The organism is Marinobacter sp. (genome assembly GCF_041984545.1).
GTDB lineage: Bacteria > Pseudomonadota > Gammaproteobacteria > Pseudomonadales > Oleiphilaceae > Marinobacter.
Genome location: NZ_JBHIXV010000013.1, coordinates 63,805 through 82,782, shown reverse-complemented (window position 1 = coordinate 82,782; position 18,978 = coordinate 63,805). Strand labels below are relative to the sequence as shown.

Sequence of the window (18,978 nt, the reverse complement as noted above, 5' to 3'; positions counted from 1 at the left end):
GAGACCCATCCGGTGAGGAGATATGACGGCACCAACCTCTGACGAACAACGCGTAAGACTCGACAAGTGGCTGTGGGCCGCGCGCTTCTATAAAACGCGCACCCTTGCCAAGGAAGCCATCGAAGGCGGCAAGGTGCACTACAACAGCCAGCGCTGCAAACCCGGCAAACTGGTGGAGACTGGCGCGACTGTGACCCTGCGTCTGGGCTGGCAGGAAAAAGTGGTGATCGTCGACGATATCAGCGACAAACGACGTGGCGCGCCCGAGGCGCAAAAGCTCTACCACGAAACCGACGACAGTGTTAAAAAGCGTGAAGAACTGGCCTGGCAGCGGAAAACCATGCAGGCAGCCCAGCTTCCACCGGCAAGAAGACCTTCCAAGAAGGATCGTCGCGACATCCAGCGATTCCGCGAACAGAACGGCCTCTGACCCAAGCCGGAAGGCGGTCGAGCCGGAGCCACCCCTTCCCCATCGATATTCAGCTTTTCAGGAGACATCACATGGCATCCCGCGACCAGTTCCAGCGTTTTATCTTCGAGCACAGTCAGGTGCGGGGAGCCTGGGTCCGGCTGGGTGAAAGCTATCAGGTGATCGGCAGCCAGGCACCCTACCCCGATACCGTTCGCACGATGCTGGGCGAGGCACTGGTGGCCAGCATCCTGATGAGCAGCACCCTCAAGTACCAGGGCACCATCTCGATCCAGGCCCAGGGCGAAGGCCCTCTGCGCACGCTCATGGCCGAGTGCAGCCACGACCGGTACATCCGCGGCCTGGCCCGGTTTGACGAGCACGCGGTGAGTGAGGACAGCTTCACCGACCTGCTCGGCCAGGGCCAGATGGCCATCACCATCACCCCGGAGCAGGGCCAACGCTACCAGGGTGTGGTGCCAAGAGAATCGGATACGCTGGGCGGCTGCCTGGAAGACTACTTTGAACGCTCGGAGCAGATAGGTACCACTCTGATCCTGTTTGCCGACGACAAGGGCGCGGCCGGCCTGATGCTCCAGCGCCTGCCCGGGGCCACCGATGAGGATGAGGACCTGTGGGAGCGGGTTAACCACCTGGCCCGCACGGTAGAGGCTGCCGAACTGCTGGAACTGGACAGCGAAACGGTGCTGCACCGACTGTTCCACGAGGAGACCGTGCGCCTGTTCGATGCCGAACCCGTGGCCTTCCGCTGCACCTGCTCAAGAGAGCGGACCCTCGGCGCCCTGGAGGCCATTGGACGAGACGAGTGCTACAGCATCATCGAGGAACAGGGTTCCATCGAAATGGACTGCCAGTTCTGCCACGCTCACTATCGCTTCGATAGAAATGATATTGATCATCTTTTCACCGGTCATACGTTACACTGAACGTCGTCTCGATTCGCCCGGAAGCCGCTCATAGCAAGGCTTTCCGGGCAGTCGTTTTTTACCGGCGTCTCTGGCATAATAGCGCGCCTGAATTGACCCGATTGTTCAGATTTCCGTCAATTTTGGGGGGCGGCCTGAACAATCGCTAAGACATCCCGAGGGCGAGGTCGAAGTGAGCACTACTTATAATGATCTGAGTACAGCACGACTGGTTGAGGTGGCGCTGGCACGTGACGAAGGCCAGCTGGCATCCAACGGATCGCTGGTGGTAAGAACCGGTGATCGCACGGGCCGGTCTCCCATGGACCGCTATATCGTCGAGGAGCCAAGCACCTCCGACGATATCCACTGGGGTCCGATCAACCGCCCGTTCGATGCGGAAAAGTTCGACGCCCTGTGGGAGCGTGTTGAGGCGTACATCGCCGAGAAAGACCAGTTTGTCTCCCATGTACACGTTGGCTCAGATCCGGAGCACTACCTGCCGGTGAAAATGACCACCGAGACTGCCTGGCAAAACCTGTTCGGCCGCAACCTCTTTATCCGCCCGGAGAGTTACAACCCCGCCGACAAACAGGAATGGCAGATCCTGAACGCCGCCAATTTCGAGTGCGTACCCGAACGCGATGGCACCAACAGCAACGGCTGCGTGATGATCAACTTTGCCAAGCGCAAGGTGCTGCTGGCCGGCATGCACTACGCGGGCGAAATGAAGAAAGCCATGTTCTCGGTGCAGAACTTCCTGCTGCCCGAGAAAGACGTGCTGCCCATGCATTGTTCCGCCAACGTGGGCGAGAACGGCGAGACCTGTCTGTTCTTCGGCCTGTCCGGTACCGGCAAGACCACCCTGTCGGCCGACCCCCACCGTTACCTGATCGGCGACGATGAGCACGGTTGGGGCCCGGGCACGGTGTTCAACATCGAGGGCGGCTGCTACGCCAAGTGCATCGACCTTAGCCAGAAAAACGAACCCATCATCTGGGACGCCATCCGTTTCGGTGCCATCGTCGAGAACGTGGTGATCGATCCGGAAACACGCGAGCCGGACTACACCGATGTCTCGCTGACCGAGAACTCCCGTTGCGCCTACCCGCTTGAGCACGTCGAAAAGCGAGTGATCGAGAACCGGGCCGGCGAGCCGTCCCACATTGTGTTCCTGACCTGCGACATGACGGGCGTGCTGCCCCCGGTGTCCATCCTGAGCCGTGAAGGTGCGGCCTACCACTTCCTCAGTGGCTACACCGCCCTGGTGGGCTCTACCGAAATGGGCTCCTCCTCCAAGCTCAAGTCCACCTTCTCCACCTGCTTTGGTGCGCCGTTCTTCCCGCGCCCGGCCGGCGTCTACGCCGAGCTGCTGATGAAGCGGATGGACGAGTTCGGCAGCAAGGTGTTCCTGGTGAACACCGGCTGGACTGGCGGTCCGTACGGTGAAGGTCAGCGCTTCAGCATCCCGACCACGCGCGCCATCATTGCCGCCATCCAGAACGGCGATCTGGACGACGTGGAAACCGAGCACCTGCCCACGCTGAACCTGGACGTGCCCAAGCATGTGCCTGGCGTCGATACCGAGCTGCTGAACCCGCGCAACACCTGGGTCAGCCCGGACTACTACGACGGTAAGGCCCAGGAACTGATCGCCCAGTTCGTGGAGAACTTCAAGAAGTTCGACGTGGCCGATTCGATTGTCGAGGCTGGTCCGAAACTGAACTGAAGCCGCCAGCGGTCAATAAAAAAGCGCCCTGCGAACGCACGGCGCTTTTTTTGTAAGATAGGGCCTCAACTCAGCAGGACACCACCGATGAAAAACCGTCTGCGCAAGCTCTTCTCTCCGATCCTGACGCCCATGGAAAGCGGTGAAGTCGGGCCCAGCTACAAGGCCTCCCACCGAACCATCCTGAAAGCGGTAGGCGTGCTCTTCCTCATTCTGGCCACAGGGTCTGGTGCCGCCCTTGCCTATACCGGGGAGCTCGGCGCACTGATCCCTCTGCTGGTTTTTCTGGGCATTGGCGGTCTTTCAATTATTGTCGCAACGCTCGGTTCCGATGCGGCCGTGTCGAAAATGTGGGGTAACCGATAGCCCCCGGCACGCCCATTCGCGGCACGGGGCATCTCAGGTTTTATCCGGCGTAGAAGAGCAATGGCACAAACGCCACCAGGATCAGCGAAATGCCCATGGCAATCAGCGGCATGATGATCCGCTCGTGGCGCTGGTAGAAGCTGCCGCTCTCCTGCTGAGCCGCCAGCACTTCCGCCTCACCCACCACCTGTCGGGTAAGCAGGTGATTCAGCGCCACCGGCGGACTCAGGTAGCCCAGCTCGAACGCCACCAGGGTCACCATCCAGAAGTGCACCGGGTGGATACCGCTGGCATAGGCAATGGTGGCAACCGTTGCCGTTACCAGGATCACCGCCCCGAAGGCATCCATGATCATGCCCAGGACCACCAGGATCACCACCATCAGCAGCATGGCCGACCAGGTGCTGTCGAACGACTGGGGGAAGGTTTCCATGATGTGGGACCGTTCGATCACACCGCCGATACTGACCGAGAGGCCCAGCAGCAGAAGCAGTGCGCCAATTTCCGCCGTGGTGTCGTTGGTGGCCCCGCGCAGACTGCGCTCAAGGCCCTGATGGTTGACCTCGCCCGAGGCACGACCTTTCCGGTTCTTCAGGCGCACATGTTCGTACACCAGAATGGCCAGCATGATGACCGGTAGCAGCCTCGGCGCCGAGAATTCATCCACGCCAACATCTAGCGCGAGACGATAGAACAGGACCACCGCGGCAATCACCAGAACATAGGGGATCAGTGGCTTCAGCGCCTGAAGCATTGCCGGAAAGGCCTCCGAGGAGGGCGCCAGGTTGAATTGGCTCTGCCGGTTAACGCTCAGGGCCACCAGCGCGAACATGGTGGCGGTCAGCAGGAACACCCAGATACCCCAGCCGAATAGCTCGTCGGTGGTCACTTCCCGGTTCAGGTAGGCAATGACCACCACCAGCAAACAGGGCCGCAGAACCACACCCAGGGAACCGGACATTGCCGTCGCCGCCAGGGCAAGATGGCGCCGGGCACCAGCGGCACGAAGTTCACTGTAGATCACGGCACCTGCAGCAATAACGAAAATGCCGGAGGCGCCGGTGTAGGCAGTCGGCACCGCCGCCACCAGAACCGCCACCACGGCGAGCAATTCCGGGGGCATACGCCAGGGCCGGAACACATTGAACACCAGGGTTGCCAGGCGGGTCTGCTTGAGCATCATGCCCACCCAGACATACAGGCCGACGTTGAGGAACATGTCCGACAGTTCCATCATCTTGCCCAGATAAATGCCAATGCCCGAGGCGTGTCCGATCAGCGCAAAATAGGTCCCGGAAATCAGGCACATCACCGTGTACAGGGGCACCGCGAGGAAGGCCTTGTTCAGGTTGCCTCCCGGCTCCAGATCCCGGGGTACCCGCAACAGCCGGTAGAGGCTGGCCAGGGTCAGGCAGGCAAAGCCGACAATCCAGAAATTGTGCAGCAGGAGCTCTTCCGAAGAGACGGCGGTGTCCGAGCCCAGGGTGGATTGCCGGAAAATCACGCTGGAGCCCAGCAGCATGGCGTTGGCAATCGTCTGCAGCGTGTGGGACACGGTGTAATCCAGCCGGGTCTCCATCGCGCGCATGGCAATGTGATGTCGGGTCAGAGTGGCCGTTACCGCGCACAGCATAACCAGCACCACCAGAATGAAACGCTGGGACTCCAGTCCGAAGGCGATCAGATCGGCGATGAACAGCTCCACCGCGCGATAGGCTTTGACTCCGGGGGAAAGCTGTTGCTTGAGGTTCTCGTAACTACGGTGCGCTTCCCGGCAATCGGCCACGGAGCGCTCGATGGCCAGCCGGACGTCGGCGGGGTCCTTCTCTTCAGCACCCAGCAGGGCCGCCATCGGATCGTCGGCTTCGGCACTGGCGGCCAGTTCCGCTTTAACCGCAGCGTCTATGTCCGGATTGGGATCACAGGTAGGCTGGACCGGATCCATTCGCAGCTTGTAATAGCCGCTCCAGAGCTGTTCGCCGCCACGCAGCATCTGGTTGTGGATGTCGCTGCTGGTGGAAAAAATAACCACCGCCAGCAACAGCAGGCACGCCGGCAGCGAAGAAAACCACTCCAGACCGCTGCGCTGAAAACCGCCCTTGGACATGACTCTTTACCCTGGAAGTGGAATGGTTACAGCAGATCGTCCAGATCCATGGTTTCGACGTTCTCCGGCTGGTCATCCCAGAAGGTGCCGAGTTGGCCAATCGGTGTCCGATGCCCGGTATTCTCGACCCAGAGACGGTCAGAAACGGCAACGATCATGTCGGTAGCCAGGGCATCGACGAAGCGCCACTCCTCGTTGGCCGGTGTGGTCTCGAGGGATTCGGCGTGATCACGGATCACCTGCCGCACCATCGCTTCATCGCCCTTGTTCATCGCCGCCAGGGCGTGGAATACATGGGCCAGGCGCACGCCCGCTGCTTCACCCTGCTCACCGGCGATCGCCAGTCGCTCGAACGCGTTCTCACCCGCCGGCTGAGCACCGGGAATCATCGCCCAGACAGTGGCCCTGAGGGCCATCGGGGCACCCCACCATTTCTCATTATCCAGACAGCTGGTCGCCCGGGCTGCGATGGAGCCGATGTTGGCGGGCACGCCGGTAGATGAGGTGGACTGGATCTGCGCATTCAGCGCCTGCAGGCCCGAGAGCAGGCCGGCCATGTAGATGAATTCATCCATATCGTCATCGAAGCCGGGGCATTCGCCGGCGGCGGGATCACCGTAGTGGGCCTTGAAATGCTGCCAGGCCCGGAAATAACGCTGGGACGCCAGGGTGTGGGCGCGCTTCTGACGAATCATCGCGTCCTGCGCGGCGTTGCCATTCATCGCGTGCAGGGCCGCCAGGGCTGCCAATTCATGCTCCCGGGCCTGCTCATCAGCACAACCGCCGGCGGAGAGGTACAGCATGACTGCCAACTGGTCCGGCTCATCGGTTACCCGGCCGAACGACATCAGCAGAGGTGCTGTCGCCTCGCTCATGGCGCATCCCATGGCCAGGTCGTCGCTTTGCATCAGGAACGGTACGGTGTGGTTACGGGAAAAGCCCTGCATGACATCGCCGGTGGTCTTGTAGATCATGTTATTGACCACGCCACAGCCACTGAGTAACACACTTGCAGCCACCGCCGCGAGCAGGCCGCGGACAGGTCGCATCCAGGGCGTTGCCGGGCGCGAGGAGTTCCTGAGTTGAGTCATAACTTCTTTACCTTTTGGTTCTTGTTGTCCCGCCCGGTGGTGCGGGCAGCAGTGCCAGGGGTCACGGCGCCACTTTGTTACAGACTGTAACCAGGCCCGCATTATGGCGTAGGTAACCCGCTTTTTATGCGACAGATGCCGCAAATGACACCGAATTTCACAGACTTCCGCTGCACCGGTGTTTGCACATTGGGGCGCAAGCCACTATAGATTGGAGCAGCCACGAGTCGATTGATTCCGGCCGCACCAGACTGAAAAAGCAGAATTACAAAAAGGAGTATCCGATGCGCAAACCTGAACTCGCCGCCGCCATCGCCGATCGCACCGGCCTGACCCGGGAAACAGCCAGCGAAGTCATCACCGCCTTTACCGACCAGGTCTCCGCAGCCGCATCGCGGGGCGAAGATGTCACCCTGATTGGCTTTGGCACCTTCAACATCCGTACCCGGGAAGCCCGGGACGGCCGCAATCCTCAAACCGGCGAAGCGATCAGGATACCCGCCAGCAAGACCGTGGGATTCAAGGCCGGCAAGGCACTCAAGGACGAAATCCGCTAACCGGACGCCGGCCCGCCCTGCGGGCCGGCGTACAGCCAGTATCAGGTTCCGGCCACCGAGGCACACTCGGACCGGGTGGCGTCCACCCGACAGCGGATGGCCTTCATCAGCTTGATCGCGCGCTCGTCATAGACACCGTCTTCGAGCAACGATAGCCGGACCTTGCGCAGCATCTTGTCGTACTCCGCCGTGTCCTCCTGAGGCAGGTACATCCAGACATCTTCCGGTATTTCCGCTTCCGCCTGGGCGATGATCTCGTAGGCCTCGTCGATCCGCTTGATGGATTCGTCGCGCACCATCTGTCCCGCAGAATCCGGGAACCGGTCACGATGGATAATCACCTGGAAGTTCATATAGCCGAGGGCGTACTTGACCACGGCGCCGTTGGGCTCAACACCTTTGTAAAGCTCCAGCGGTGTATAGGCTACGGCCGGGGCATAGGCCAGATCGACACTGCCATTGTTGAACTTGCCAGCGAAGTTGGCCGAGTTGGAGCCAACCACGGAAGCGCCCACGTGCCGCACCATGCGCACCGATGCCTGGTCGTAGTCGAGGGTGGCAATGCGCTTACCCTGCAGTTTTTCCACAGAGTCGATGCTCCGGTCGCGGGTATGCAGATAGATGGCGCCACCGGGGAACACGCCCGCCACCTCATAAGGACCGTCGATCAGGAAGGGCCGGGCTTTGGGCTGGCTGAGGGTGTTGTACAACAGCCGCATTTCTTCTTCGCCCGGCACTGCGCCCATGGCTTCGAGGCTGCCGGTGAACTTGTTGAACTCACGGGCCCGGGTACCGGTCAGCAACACCGCATCGCACTGGCCTGCCTTGAAGTCCTCCGCCGCCACCTTCTCATCAGTGTAGGCGCGCAGGTCCAGCTTGATACCGTGGTTCAGGGCAACGGGCTGGAAGGTCTTGGTGATGGCGAACAGCGGTCCGTTGGCGCCCACCGGATCGAATACGCAGAAACTGCGCTCAAGGGGTGCATTCTGCGCCTGGGCGTAGCCCGCCAGAGGCATCAGCACGCCGGCACACAGGGCCGCCGCCAGCGCGAAGCACCGGGGATGTTTGATTGATTTCACGGGATGACTCCTGGTTGTTATTGTCGGACACCGGTACATCCGGGTACCGGTCAGGCCTTACGTTCCTTGGTCGACCTTAGGCCGACGGTCACAAGAATACGTTGGCACCGGTGCCTGCCATCAAGGGCTTTTGGGCAAAAGGGAGAGAATCTGTGATGGTGTCGACAGAGGTGGCGCTACCTCTGCCGCACTTTGCCGGCGCGGGCCGTTCAGGTTTCGGGGTGTTGCCAGGCCTTGCGGCCGCCGGCCAGGGTCAGTTGCACCACGCCCGGCAACTCCCGATCCGTCACCGGCGCGTGGCGACCGGCGGAGACCAGGGTCCGGGGCCCGGGCGCCCAGAAGGCCTCCGGATCAAACAGGCACAGATCGGCCGGTTCGCCCGGAGCAACCCTGGCAGAACGACCAATCACCGATGCCGGGCCGGTAGTGAGTGCACGCATCAGATCGGCCAGCGACAGCTCATTCATCTCTACCAGTTCCAGACCCAGTGAAAGCACGCTTTCAATACTGGACAGGCCCGGTTCCGTCGCCGCCATGGGCGCCTGCTTGGCAGCGGTGTCGTGGGGCTGGTGCTGGCTGACAATGGCATCAATGATGCCGTCACGAACCCCAGCGATCAGCGCTTTGCGATCGGCTTCGCTACGAAGCGGCGGACGCACGTGGAAGCGGCTGTCAAAACCCGCCAGGGCCTCTTCGGTAAACACCAGCTGGTGCATGGCCACATCAGCGGTCACGGCAATGCCACGGCGGCGGGCCTCGGCGAGCATCTCCACGCTACGGCCACAGGACAGCTGGCTGAGGTGCAGGCGAACACCGGTTTCCTCCGCCAGCAGCAGCATTTCCATCAGGGCGGCGGTTTCCGCCACTTCCGGGATGCCGAGCAGGCCCAGGCGAGAGGTAACCAGCCCGTCATGGGCATAGCCGTCTGCGGCAAGCGCCTGGTTCTCGGGGCTGAACATCACGGTCAGGCCAAAGGTCTGGGCATACGCCATGCACCGGCGAAGAATGCGGGCATTCCGCACCCCGCGGGAGCCATTGCCAACGGCCACGCAACCCGCGGCCGCCAGGCCGGCCATGTCACTGAGCAGATCCCCTTCCAGGCCTCGGGTAATGGCACCCACCGGCAGCACCCGGATCGGAGAGCGGCTGGCGGCGCCCTCGCGGATCAGATGGGTCACCGCACTGGAATCGTTCACCGGCGAGGTTTCCGGCGAGGCACACACCGTGGTAAACCCGCCGTGGGCCGCCGCCCGTGTTTCCGAGGCAATATTGCCCTTCTGTCCATTGCCCGGTTCGCGCAGATTGCAGCACAAATCGACAAAGCCCGGTGCAATCACCCAGTTATCAGCACGAACGGTCTCGTCTGCCGGCGCCCGGATGGCCTCATCGCCCAGGGCAACAATATGGCCATCGCGAATCAGGATCGCGGCGTTGTCCTGCTCGCCACCCAGGCCATCAAACAGTCGGCCGCCGGTAATCTTCAGGCTGAGTCCCGGTGCGTTGGCACTGGTCATGACGGGCTCCTCTCACTCAGTTTCTGCTGGCGCTCGGCCACCTGGCCGCCCATGGCCATGGACATCACCGCCATCCGGATGGCGATGCCGTTGGTAACCTGGTTCAGGATGACCGACTGGGGGCCGTCGGCCACGGCGGATTCGATCTCCACCCCCCGGTTGATTGGCCCGGGATGCATAACGATGCACTCGGGATGGGCCAGCGCCAGTTTTTCCTGGTTCAGACCGTACAGCCGGTAGAACTCACGCTCGCTGGGCAACAGGGCCCCCTCCATGCGCTCCTTCTGCAGACGCAGCATGATCACCACGTCCAGATCCCGCATGCCGCGCTTCATGTCGTAGTCGACCCGGCAGCCAAGGCTCTCCACGTCTTTTGGCAACAGCGTGCCGGGCGCAATCACCCGGACTTCTTCGGCGCCCAGCTCGTTGAGAGCGCGAATCTGGGAGCGAGCCACCCGCGAGTGCAGGACATCGCCCACAATCGCCACTTTCAGCCCCTCGAAACGCCCCTTTCGCTGGCGGATGGTGAGCATGTCGAGCATGGCCTGGGTCGGATGGGCATGGCGTCCGTCGCCGGCATTGATGATGGCCACGCCGGGGGTGACGCTCTCGGCAATGAAGTGGGGCGCACCGCTCTGGGAGTGACGCACCACGAACATGTCGCTGGCCATCGCCTCCAGGTTAAGCAGAGTGTCGGAGAGGGATTCGCCCTTGGAAGTGGCCGAAGTACTGATGTCCAGGTTGAGCACGTCGGCCGAGAGGCGCTTGGCGGCCAGCTCGAAGGTGCTTCGGGTGCGGGTGCTGGATTCGAAGAACAGGTTCACTACCGTCCGACCCCGCAGCAGCGGTACCTTCTTGATGGAACGCTCGCCGACCTCGATGAACGAATCCGCGGTGTCCAGGATGTCGGTGAGCAGGCTGCGATCAAGCCCGTCGAGGGTCAGAAAATGCCGCAACTGGCCATCCCGGGTCAGCTGCAAGTGGTGCGGGGAGGAGTCTTGTGCGGTCATGGGTCGCCTGTTGTCTGATTCGGAGATTTTACCGCCCGGCTTCCTGAAGCTCGATCCGGAGCGGGTCGGGGCCCCGGAGCTTGACGCGCTGGTGGGATTCCAGGGCCAGGACACGGCCGGCCACGTCGGGCTGAATGGGCAGTTCCCGGGCGCCAAGATCAATCAATGTGGCCAGTATGATACTGGCTGGGCGGCCATAATCGAAGATCTCATTCATCGCCGCGCGGATGGTGCGGCCACTCATGATGACATCGTCGATCAGGATGATGTCCCGATCTTCGGTATCGAACGGCAGGCTGGAAGGCTTGACCCGGGGATTGAGCCCGATCCGGCTGAAATCGTCCCGGTAAAAGGAAATGTCGAGTTCTCCGAAGGGCTCCTCAATACCGAGGCGCTTGCTGAGCACATCGGCCAGCCAGACCCCACCGGTGCGAATGCCGATCAGCACCGGCGCTTCAATGCCCCGGTGTTCGAGCACCTGGCGCAGCCCGGCCTCCATTTCATCCAGCAACTGGTTGATATCGAGCAATGCGGTCATTAATTCCTCACAGTTTCAAAAGCCGGAGCCATTTCAGTGGCCGGGCGGGTTTGACTGCTCGCCAAACCAGGTTTCCAGGATCAGTACCGCGGCCCGATCGTCCACGCCGTGGCGGCCAAAGTCCCGACTGCCGCCTGCGGCCATCACATCGCCCTTGGCCTCGAAGCTGGTCAGTCGCTCATCCACCATCTCCACCGGCACGTGATAGCGCCCGTGCAGACGCTTGCCAAACTTGCGGGCCCGGGCGCACATGTCGTTCTCGGAGTCGTCCATGTTCAGGGGCAACCCCACCACCACCAGATCCGGCTGCCACTCAGTCAGCAGGGCCTCGATCTGGTGCCAGTCCGGTATGCCGTCACGGGCGGGAATCAGGGCCACCGGCTGGCCGGTTGCCAGCAACTCCTGGCCGACAGCGACACCAATACGGCGGGTACCAAAATCAAACGCCATCACCCGACGGCTGGTACTCTCAGGCATGGCCGACGGATTCACTGAGCTGGTTGAGGTCAATGCCAATCAATTTCAGCACCGCCTCGTAGCGATCTTCCCAGCGGGTGCGGAACAGGATATCGGTGTTGGCAGGGCAAGTCAGCCAGGCGTTGCTACCAAGCTCTTCCTCGAGTTGCCCCTCGCTCCAGCCGGAATAGCCCAGGGCCACCAGGTATTCGGAGGGTCCTTCCCCACGACCGATGCCGGCCAGCACGTCCCGGGAGGTGGTCAGCAATACCTCGTCGGTCACCCGGGCGGTGTTTTGCCAGTTGGTGCCCGGCGTGTGCAGCACAAACCCCCGTTCCGGCTGGACCGGTCCGCCACTGAACACGGGGATATCGAGCTCATCCCCGGGCAGATCCAGCTGCTCGAGGATTTCGCCGAGATGAATGTCCAGTGGATGGTTGATCATCAGCCCCAGGGCACCCTCTTCGGAATGCTCACACAGGTAGATCACGCCACCATGGAATCTTGGGTCGGCAAGATAGGGAGACGCCACCAGAAAGTGATCGCGCAGGCTGTGGGGAGAATGTTTCGATGCTGTCATCCGGATGTCAGCCCCCGACGCTGGAAAGACCAGGTTCGTATGATCTCGAGTTCGTCCACCTCCTGCCGCATCTCCTCGGGGAACGGGGCAAAAGGCGCTGCCATTCTGACAATCCGGATGGCGGCATCATCCAGCACCGTGCTGCCAGAGGACTGCAGAATGGCCACTTCCTTGATGGTGCCGTCCTTCTTCAACGACACCAGCATGCGCAGTGTGCCATAGATACCTGCCCGACGCGCCTCGGTCGGGTAGTTGATGTTACCCACCCGGGTCACCTTGCTCACCCAGTTCTGAACATACCAGGCGTTGGTGGATTTCAGAGTGGACGCCGCGGTCACACGCATCACTCGCGGCTTGCGGGCGTAGGCCCTCTGCTGGGCGTCAAACCGGGCCTCCAGACTGGCGATCTCCAGGCTGCGCTCCATCAGGCTCTTTTTCTCGCGCACCGGCAGCGGCTCTTCCTCGGGTGCTGTCTGCTCCTGCGGTTGCTGTACCTTCTGGCTGGAGGGGCTCTCGGTCTGGACCACGGGCCGCTCTTCCTTCGGCTGCGGCCGGGTTGTCGACGGCGGCTCCGGCTGCACCTGCGCCACCTCTGGCTGACTGATCTCCGCCGGCTGGGGCGTGGTCATCTCCTGGACCTCTTCCTCGGTACCACTACCCTGCTGGCTGGTCTGGGCCAGGAAGTCCGCTTTCTCCGGCGCCTCTTTGTCGTCAAACTGCGACAGGGTGATCTCCATGGTCTGGGCCGAGGAGCGCGGCTGCTCCGGGGCAAAGGTAATGCCCAGCACCACCATGGCGTGCACGGCCAGCGCCATGAAAAGGGTAAAGGAGAGCCGGTCGAAGTCGCTTACCTGAACTGCCATTCCTGAATTGAATCCTGTCGTTGAGCCCGTCCGGCCGGTGTGGCCGGATCAAGCCTGGCCGAGACGCCGGGCGATGGCATCCATCAGCATGCCGCCAATATCGATCCCGAAGGCCGCATCAAGTTCCCGGATGCAGGTCGGGCTGGTCACGTTGATTTCAGTCAGGTAATCACCGATCACGTCCAGACCCACGAAGATCAGTCCCTTTTCCTTGATCACCGGCGCCACACGGGCACAGATTTCCCGATCCCGGGCAGTCAACTCACGGCCCTCGCCGCGACCACCGGCGGCCAGATTGCCCCGGTTTTCTCCGTGGGACGGAATCCGGGCCAGGGCATAGGGCACCGGCTCGCCGTCAATCAGCAGAATGCGCTTGTCGCCATCGGTGATTTCGGGAATGTATTTCTGGGCCATGGCTTGATGGCTGCCATAGTTGGTCAGGGTTTCAATAATGACCCCCAGGTTGAAGTCATTTTCCCGGATGCGGAAGATCGAATGCCCGCCCATGCCGTCCACCGGCTTCATGATGACATCGCCGTGCTTCGCGTAGAACTCCCGGAACCGGGTGGCGGAACGGCTGACCAGCAGCGGCGGGGTCAGATCCTCGAACTGGGTGGCAAACAGTTTCTCATTACAGTCCCGCAGCGTGGCCGCCGGATTCACCACCAGCGCCCCCTGCTGCTCGGCGGCTTCCAATATATAGGTGGCCATCAGGAACTCGCGGTCCACCGGCGGATCCTTGCGCATGAGGATCACGTCCAGGTCCCCCAGCGCCCGATCCCGGGCAGGCCCGTAGCTGAACCAGTTGTCCGGATCCATGTGCACGGTCAGGTCCCGGGTGTGGGCCATGGCCTTGCCGCCGTCGAGGTACAGGTCCGGCAGCTCCATGTACTCAATCTCCCAGCCCCGGTTCTGGGCGGCCAGCAACATGGCCAGTGAACTGTCTTTCTTGAAGTGAATGTCTTCAATCGGATCCATCACGATCCCGAGTCTGACGGTCATGGGCTTTGGTGGACTCCCTGAGGGTTAAAAACACGAACCGGTCTGCAGAGCGGACCAGTCAATCGATGCTATGCTTTGCATTGACAACAGATGGTATTGTACCCGAGCTGCAAATGCATCCGGAGAAATCCTCAGTCAGTAACGTGACAGTGCGGGCAGAAGTACATTTGGTCACAAACTAATACTTTTTATCCGTTCATTGATAATCTATAAATGATCGGGGTTTATAGAAGAACCTTAAGGTTTGTGTTAAAACCCTCGGTTCAAAATAACGACAGTCGCTGAGCGCAAGGCAGTTGGACAATGGATGACAACTTCGAGAACTTGAAGATCATGGTGATCGACGACAGTAAAACCATCCGTCGCACCGCAGAAACCCTGTTGAAAAAGGTCGGCTGCGAGGTAATCACCGCAACCGACGGCTTTGACGCTCTCGCCAAGATCGCCGATTCCCAGCCGGACATCATTTTTGTTGATATCATGATGCCTCGCCTGGACGGCTACCAGACCTGCGCACTTATCAAGAACAACTCCTCCTTCAAGAAGACGCCGGTTATCATGCTCTCCAGCAAGGACGGGCTGTTCGACAAGGCCAAAGGCCGGATCGTAGGCTCGGACCAGTACCTGACCAAACCGTTCAGCAAGGATGAACTGCTCAACACCATCCGCCAGTACGTTCCGCAGGCGGAACAGTAAACCTGCTGATACAAAGAACCATTGAGGAAACCATGGCCCGCATTCTGATTGTTGATGACTCCCCCACCGAGGTTAAGAAGATCTCCACGATCCTGGAGAAACACCAGCACGAGGTGCTCACCGCCGACAACGGCGCAGACGGTGTTGCCAAGGCCCGCGCAGAAACACCCGACCTGGTTCTGATGGACGTGGTCATGCCCGGCCTGAACGGCTTTCAGGCAACCCGTCAGCTGACCCGTGCACCGGAAACCGCCTCCATTCCCGTGGTTATCGTGACCACCAAGGATCAGGAGACAGACCGGGTATGGGGCACCCGCCAGGGCGCTAAGGGTTACCTGGTCAAGCCGGTTAACGAAGACGACCTGATCAAAACAATCAACAGCCTGATTGCCTGATCCCCAACCGTGGAGTACGCATGTCCGCCCAGGCCGCCCCTTTTGCCGTTCTGACGGATATCGCCGAGCGCAGCCGGTCCATGGCCGCCGGCCTGCCGGAGCAACAGGAAGCCGTTGAGCTGTGGAACGGCATCGGTTTCATTCTCGCCGGCCAGCGTTACGTCGCTCCCATGGGCGAAGTTACTGAAATTCTCCACGTGCCCCGCTTTACCCACATTCCCGGGGTGCGCCCGTTTCTGCTCGGAGCGGCCAATGTTCGCGGCCGCCTCCTGCCCCTGGTCGACCTTGCCAGCTTTTTCGACATCCCCCGTTCTTCCCGCAGCCAGCGGGAGCGGCGTGTGCTCGTTGTTGAACAGGGCGACATTTTTAGCGGGCTGGTCGTGGACAGCGTTCTGGGCATGCAGTACTTCGCAACTGACAGTTTCAAGGATTCGCCGGAAGGCGTTCCTGAAAACGTTCGACCGTTTGTCTCAGGCGGTTACGAACGCAATGAGGAAGTCTGGAAAGTGTTCTCCGCCGTCGACCTGCTCGACGACGAACGCTTCCTGGACGTTGCCCAGTGGTAAGGGTGGTGACAATGGCAGGAACATCACCCTGACCGCCTGAAGCCCGACAAAACAAACTTGCCATTTTATTGAAAAGGCCGGGAGCCAGAAGATGAAGAACAGAGCCGGAAGACTCAGTATGGGACAGGGAGGCAACAAACTGGTTGCCGGCCTGATCGCCGCACTGATCGCACTCACCATCCTGCTCGTTGTGGTGCTGTTTATTATCAACCGGGACAGCCAGAACGATCAGGAATACATCGCCCAGACAGCAGAACTGCGGGTACTCTCGCAGGCCATTGCGAAGAACGCCACGGAAGCGGCCGGCGGCACCGCCGAGGCCTTCAACCAGCTGCGGCGATCCCGGGACGAATTCCAGCAGCTCTGGACCAACATCACCGAAGGTAACCCGGAAACCGGCCTGCCCCCCAGTGAAATGGCTCAGCAGAGTGGCGTACAGGCCACCTGGAACACGGTGCGGGAAAACGCCGACAGCATCCTCTCCACGCAGGATGCCGTACTTGGCCTGCACGAGGTGGCCCGGACCCTCAACGAGACCATTCCCCAGCTGCAGGTTGAGTACGACGACATCGTACAGATCCTCCTCGACAACAACGCGCCGGCCGAGCAGATTGCCCTGGCCCAGCGCCAGTCGCTGCTGGCAGAACGGATTGTGCGCTCGGTCAACAACGTACTCTCCGGTGACGAAGACGCCGTTATCGCCGCCGACCGTTTCGGCCGCGACGCCAACCTCTTCGGCCGGGTACTCGACGGCCAGCTCAATGGCAACCCGGCCATGGGTATCTCACGGGTAGACGACGAAGACGCCATCTACGGTCTCGAGGCCGTTGATGAGCTGTTCCAGTTCGTTTCCCAGAACGTAGACGCGATTCTTGAAGCCTCTCCCGACCTCTTCAAGGTGCGTACCGCGGCCAGCGATATCTTCCAGAATTCCGAGATCCTGCTCTCCGAACTGTCTGACCTGGCCGAAAACTTCCGGACCCAGTCCGGCTCCCGCGTGGTCAGCCCGACGCTCGCCTTCATCATCCTGGCTGCCATGGTCGCCATCGTTGTGTTCATCGGTCTGGCCCTGTACCGCGAAGCCCAGGCCCGCCTGGCCACTACCCAGGAGCAGAACGAGCAGAACCAGAACGCGATCCTGCGACTGCTGGACGAACTGGCCGACCTGGCGGACGGTGACCTGACCACCGAGGCCACGGTTACCGAGGACTTCACCGGTGCCATCGCCGACTCCATCAACTACGCGATCGACCAGATGCGTGGCCTGGTACAGGCGATTCGTGGTACCGCTGTACGGGTAGCGTCAGCGGCCCAGGAAACCCAGGCTACGGCCATGCACCTGGCCGATGCTTCCGAGCACCAGGCCCAGGAAATTGCCGGCGCCTCCGCCGCGGTGAACGAGATGGCGGTGTCCATCGACCAGGTATCCTCCAACGCCGCCGAATCCTCCGCGGTTGCGGAACGGTCGGTAGCGATCGCGAAGAAAGGCGCGGAAGTGGTACAGAACACCATCCGCGGCATGGACAACATCCGTGAGCAGATTCAGGAAACGTCCAAGCGGATCAAACGACTGGGTGAATCCTCCCAGGAAATCGGTGACATCGTATCCCTGATCAACGACATTGCCGACCAGACCAATATCCTGTCCCTGAACGCCGCTATCCAGGCCTCCATGGCCGGTGACGCAGGCCGGGGCTTCGCGGTGGTTGCGGACGAAGTTCAGCGCCTCGCGGAACGTTCCTCTGCGGCAACCAAGCAGATTGAAGCGCTGGTTAAGACGATCCAGTCGGATACCAACGAAGCGGTTATCTCCATGGAACACACCACCGCCGAGGTGGTCCGTGGTGCCCGTCTGGCCCAGGACGCGGGTATCGCACTCGAGGAAATCGAGAACGTATCCATGTCTCTGGCGGAACTGATCCAGAACATCTCCAACGCCGCGCGCCAGCAGTCTTCGTCTGCCGCGCACATTTCCAACACCATGAACGTTATCCAGGAAATCACCTCCCAGACCTCCTCCGGTACCAACGCGACAGCGAAGTCTATCGGTAACCTGGCAGAAATGGCGTCCGAGCTGCGGTCTTCCGTTGCCGGCTTCACCCTGCCAGAAGAGGACGTGGCGGATCAGGAAGAAGAGGAAGACAGCGACGTTCCGGTGGTGGGCTGATCTTCGCTCCAGGGCTGTTGACGGTTTATGGCGCACATGCATAACAACCTGTCACCTGCCGAGGGCATCTGGTCACTGCGCCGACTCCCCGACATGGATGAGGCGCAGTTTAGCCAGTGGCAAACCCTGCTGGAGCACCGGACGGGCATAACCCTGTCGGCCGAACGTCGCTCCTTCCTGGAGACCAATCTTGGTATCCGGATGCGGGAAATTGGCTGCAGCAGCTACCAGGCCTATTACGAGCAGATCGTCTCCGGACCGGATGCCATCCGGGAGTGGGCCACCCTGGTGGACAGGCTCACGGTCCAGGAAACCCGGTTCTTCCGGGATCCGGACGCCTTTCGGCTGGTGGCAGACTATGTGCTTACCCGGCCCAGGGAGCTGTTAAAGAAACGCCCCCTGGAGGCCTGGAGTGTCGGCTGCTCAACCGGCGAGGAGCCCTACACGCTGGCCATGGTGCTGAACGAATGCATGAGCCAGCTGGCGCTTCAGCCCTTGTTCGGTGTCACCGGTTCGGACATCAGCAAGCCTGCGATCGAGAAGGCCCGGAACGGCCAGTTCAATCCCCGCAAACTGCTGGGCATGGACGAAGACATGAAAACGCGGTACTTCCGCCCGGCCGAGCGGAATACCGTTGAAATTGTGAACAGCATCCGTGACCGGGTGTGCTTTACCAGACTCAATGTACTGGATCTCGACAAAGCACCGATGCACGGCATGAACATTATCTTCTGCCAGAACCTGCTGATCTATTTCCGTCGTTGGCGCCGGCGGGAAATTGTCAAGCGACTTGCAGAGCGGCTGGCGCCCGGGGGTTTGCTGGTGCTGGGCCAGGGAGAGCTGACCGATTGGCAGCCTCCCGGGTTACAGAGAGTCCCCTCGGAACATGTGCTGGCGTGGATCAAACGCCAGACTGACGAAGAATAA

Annotated in this window: 20 protein-coding genes; 10 read left to right on the top strand and 10 right to left on the bottom strand. The window is 61.1% G+C overall.

The window, feature by feature from the left end:
* Positions 1-22 precede the first annotated feature (22 nt).
* From hslR to ACFC20_RS08355, 4 genes are all read left to right on the top strand, one after another.
* Positions 23-430 carry a ribosome-associated heat shock protein Hsp15 gene (gene hslR / locus ACFC20_RS08370; RefSeq protein ID WP_375192603.1) on the top strand — a complete coding sequence of 136 codons (408 nt, stop codon included), beginning with the start codon at positions 23-25 and terminating at the stop codon, positions 428-430.
* A 71-nt stretch (positions 431-501) separates the two neighbouring features.
* Positions 502-1,356, top strand: a complete 855-nt coding sequence (hslO, locus tag ACFC20_RS08365; RefSeq protein ID WP_375192602.1) for an Hsp33 family molecular chaperone HslO — start codon at positions 502-504, stop codon at positions 1,354-1,356.
* A gap of 172 nt (positions 1,357-1,528) precedes the next feature.
* Complete coding sequence (locus ACFC20_RS08360; RefSeq protein WP_375192601.1) at positions 1,529-3,064, top strand: phosphoenolpyruvate carboxykinase; 1,536 nt, start codon at positions 1,529-1,531, stop codon at positions 3,062-3,064.
* Between the two features lie 87 nt (positions 3,065-3,151).
* Positions 3,152-3,430 (top strand): hypothetical protein, encoded by a 279-nt coding sequence (locus ACFC20_RS08355; RefSeq protein ID WP_375192600.1) that lies wholly within the window; start codon positions 3,152-3,154, stop codon positions 3,428-3,430.
* Between the two features lie 40 nt (positions 3,431-3,470).
* On the opposite strand, the gene ACFC20_RS08350 is transcribed toward ACFC20_RS08355, so the two are convergent.
* A complete protein-coding gene (locus ACFC20_RS08350) occupies positions 3,471-5,537 on the bottom strand; it encodes a TRAP transporter large permease subunit (protein ID WP_375192599.1) in 2,067 nt (688 codons plus the stop codon).
* 26 nt (positions 5,538-5,563) lie between these two features.
* Positions 5,564-6,628, bottom strand: a complete 1,065-nt coding sequence (locus ACFC20_RS08345; protein WP_375192598.1) for a hypothetical protein — start codon at positions 6,626-6,628, stop codon at positions 5,564-5,566.
* Positions 6,629-6,912: 284 nt separating this feature from the next.
* Between ACFC20_RS08345 and ACFC20_RS08340 the strand changes: the two genes are divergently transcribed.
* Positions 6,913-7,185, top strand: coding sequence for an HU family DNA-binding protein (locus tag ACFC20_RS08340; RefSeq protein WP_375192597.1), 273 nt, complete (start codon positions 6,913-6,915; stop codon positions 7,183-7,185).
* A gap of 41 nt (positions 7,186-7,226) precedes the next feature.
* Here the strand turns inward: ACFC20_RS08340 and ACFC20_RS08335 are convergent, their stop codons facing one another.
* From ACFC20_RS08335 to gshB, 8 genes are all read right to left on the bottom strand, one after another.
* Complete coding sequence (locus tag ACFC20_RS08335) at positions 7,227-8,201, bottom strand: putative solute-binding protein (RefSeq protein WP_375192617.1); 975 nt, start codon at positions 8,199-8,201, stop codon at positions 7,227-7,229.
* A 272-nt stretch (positions 8,202-8,473) separates the two neighbouring features.
* Entirely contained in the window at positions 8,474-9,778 is a 1,305-nt protein-coding gene (locus tag ACFC20_RS08330; RefSeq protein ID WP_375192596.1) for a dihydroorotase, read from the bottom strand.
* Positions 9,775-10,788: an aspartate carbamoyltransferase catalytic subunit gene (locus ACFC20_RS08325; RefSeq protein ID WP_375192595.1), complete on the bottom strand. Its 1,014-nt coding sequence runs from the start codon at positions 10,786-10,788 to the stop codon at positions 9,775-9,777. Before ACFC20_RS08325 ends, ACFC20_RS08330 begins: the two co-directional genes overlap by 4 nt.
* Before the next feature lie 28 nt (positions 10,789-10,816).
* Complete coding sequence (pyrR, locus tag ACFC20_RS08320) at positions 10,817-11,326, bottom strand: bifunctional pyr operon transcriptional regulator/uracil phosphoribosyltransferase PyrR (protein WP_375192594.1); 510 nt, start codon at positions 11,324-11,326, stop codon at positions 10,817-10,819.
* A gap of 33 nt (positions 11,327-11,359) precedes the next feature.
* Positions 11,360-11,803 (bottom strand): Holliday junction resolvase RuvX, encoded by a 444-nt coding sequence (gene ruvX / locus ACFC20_RS08315; RefSeq protein WP_375192593.1) that lies wholly within the window; start codon positions 11,801-11,803, stop codon positions 11,360-11,362.
* Complete coding sequence (locus tag ACFC20_RS08310) at positions 11,796-12,362, bottom strand: YqgE/AlgH family protein (RefSeq protein ID WP_375192592.1); 567 nt, start codon at positions 12,360-12,362, stop codon at positions 11,796-11,798. The genes ruvX and ACFC20_RS08310 overlap by 8 nt, the downstream gene beginning before the upstream one ends.
* Entirely contained in the window at positions 12,359-13,225 is an 867-nt protein-coding gene (locus tag ACFC20_RS08305; protein WP_375192591.1) for a TonB family protein, read from the bottom strand. The genes ACFC20_RS08310 and ACFC20_RS08305 overlap by 4 nt, the downstream gene beginning before the upstream one ends.
* A 48-nt stretch (positions 13,226-13,273) precedes the next feature.
* Positions 13,274-14,227: a glutathione synthase gene (gene gshB, locus ACFC20_RS08300; RefSeq protein WP_375192590.1), complete on the bottom strand. Its 954-nt coding sequence runs from the start codon at positions 14,225-14,227 to the stop codon at positions 13,274-13,276.
* A 303-nt stretch (positions 14,228-14,530) separates the two neighbouring features.
* On the opposite strand from gshB, the gene pilG reads away from it, so the two are divergent.
* From pilG to ACFC20_RS08275, 5 genes are all read left to right on the top strand, one after another.
* On the top strand, positions 14,531-14,923 hold the full coding sequence (pilG, locus tag ACFC20_RS08295) for a twitching motility response regulator PilG (protein WP_008175635.1): 393 nt from the start codon (positions 14,531-14,533) through the stop codon (positions 14,921-14,923).
* Positions 14,924-14,955: 32 nt separating this feature from the next.
* Positions 14,956-15,318 carry a twitching motility response regulator PilH gene (pilH, locus tag ACFC20_RS08290; protein ID WP_008939836.1) on the top strand — a complete coding sequence of 121 codons (363 nt, stop codon included), beginning with the start codon at positions 14,956-14,958 and terminating at the stop codon, positions 15,316-15,318.
* A 20-nt stretch (positions 15,319-15,338) separates the two neighbouring features.
* Positions 15,339-15,884, top strand: a complete 546-nt coding sequence (locus ACFC20_RS08285; protein ID WP_375192589.1) for a chemotaxis protein CheW — start codon at positions 15,339-15,341, stop codon at positions 15,882-15,884.
* 91 nt (positions 15,885-15,975) lie between these two features.
* Positions 15,976-18,051: a methyl-accepting chemotaxis protein gene (locus ACFC20_RS08280; protein ID WP_375192588.1), complete on the top strand. Its 2,076-nt coding sequence runs from the start codon at positions 15,976-15,978 to the stop codon at positions 18,049-18,051.
* Between the two features lie 27 nt (positions 18,052-18,078).
* Positions 18,079-18,978 carry a CheR family methyltransferase gene (locus ACFC20_RS08275; protein ID WP_375192587.1) on the top strand — a complete coding sequence of 300 codons (900 nt, stop codon included), beginning with the start codon at positions 18,079-18,081 and terminating at the stop codon, positions 18,976-18,978.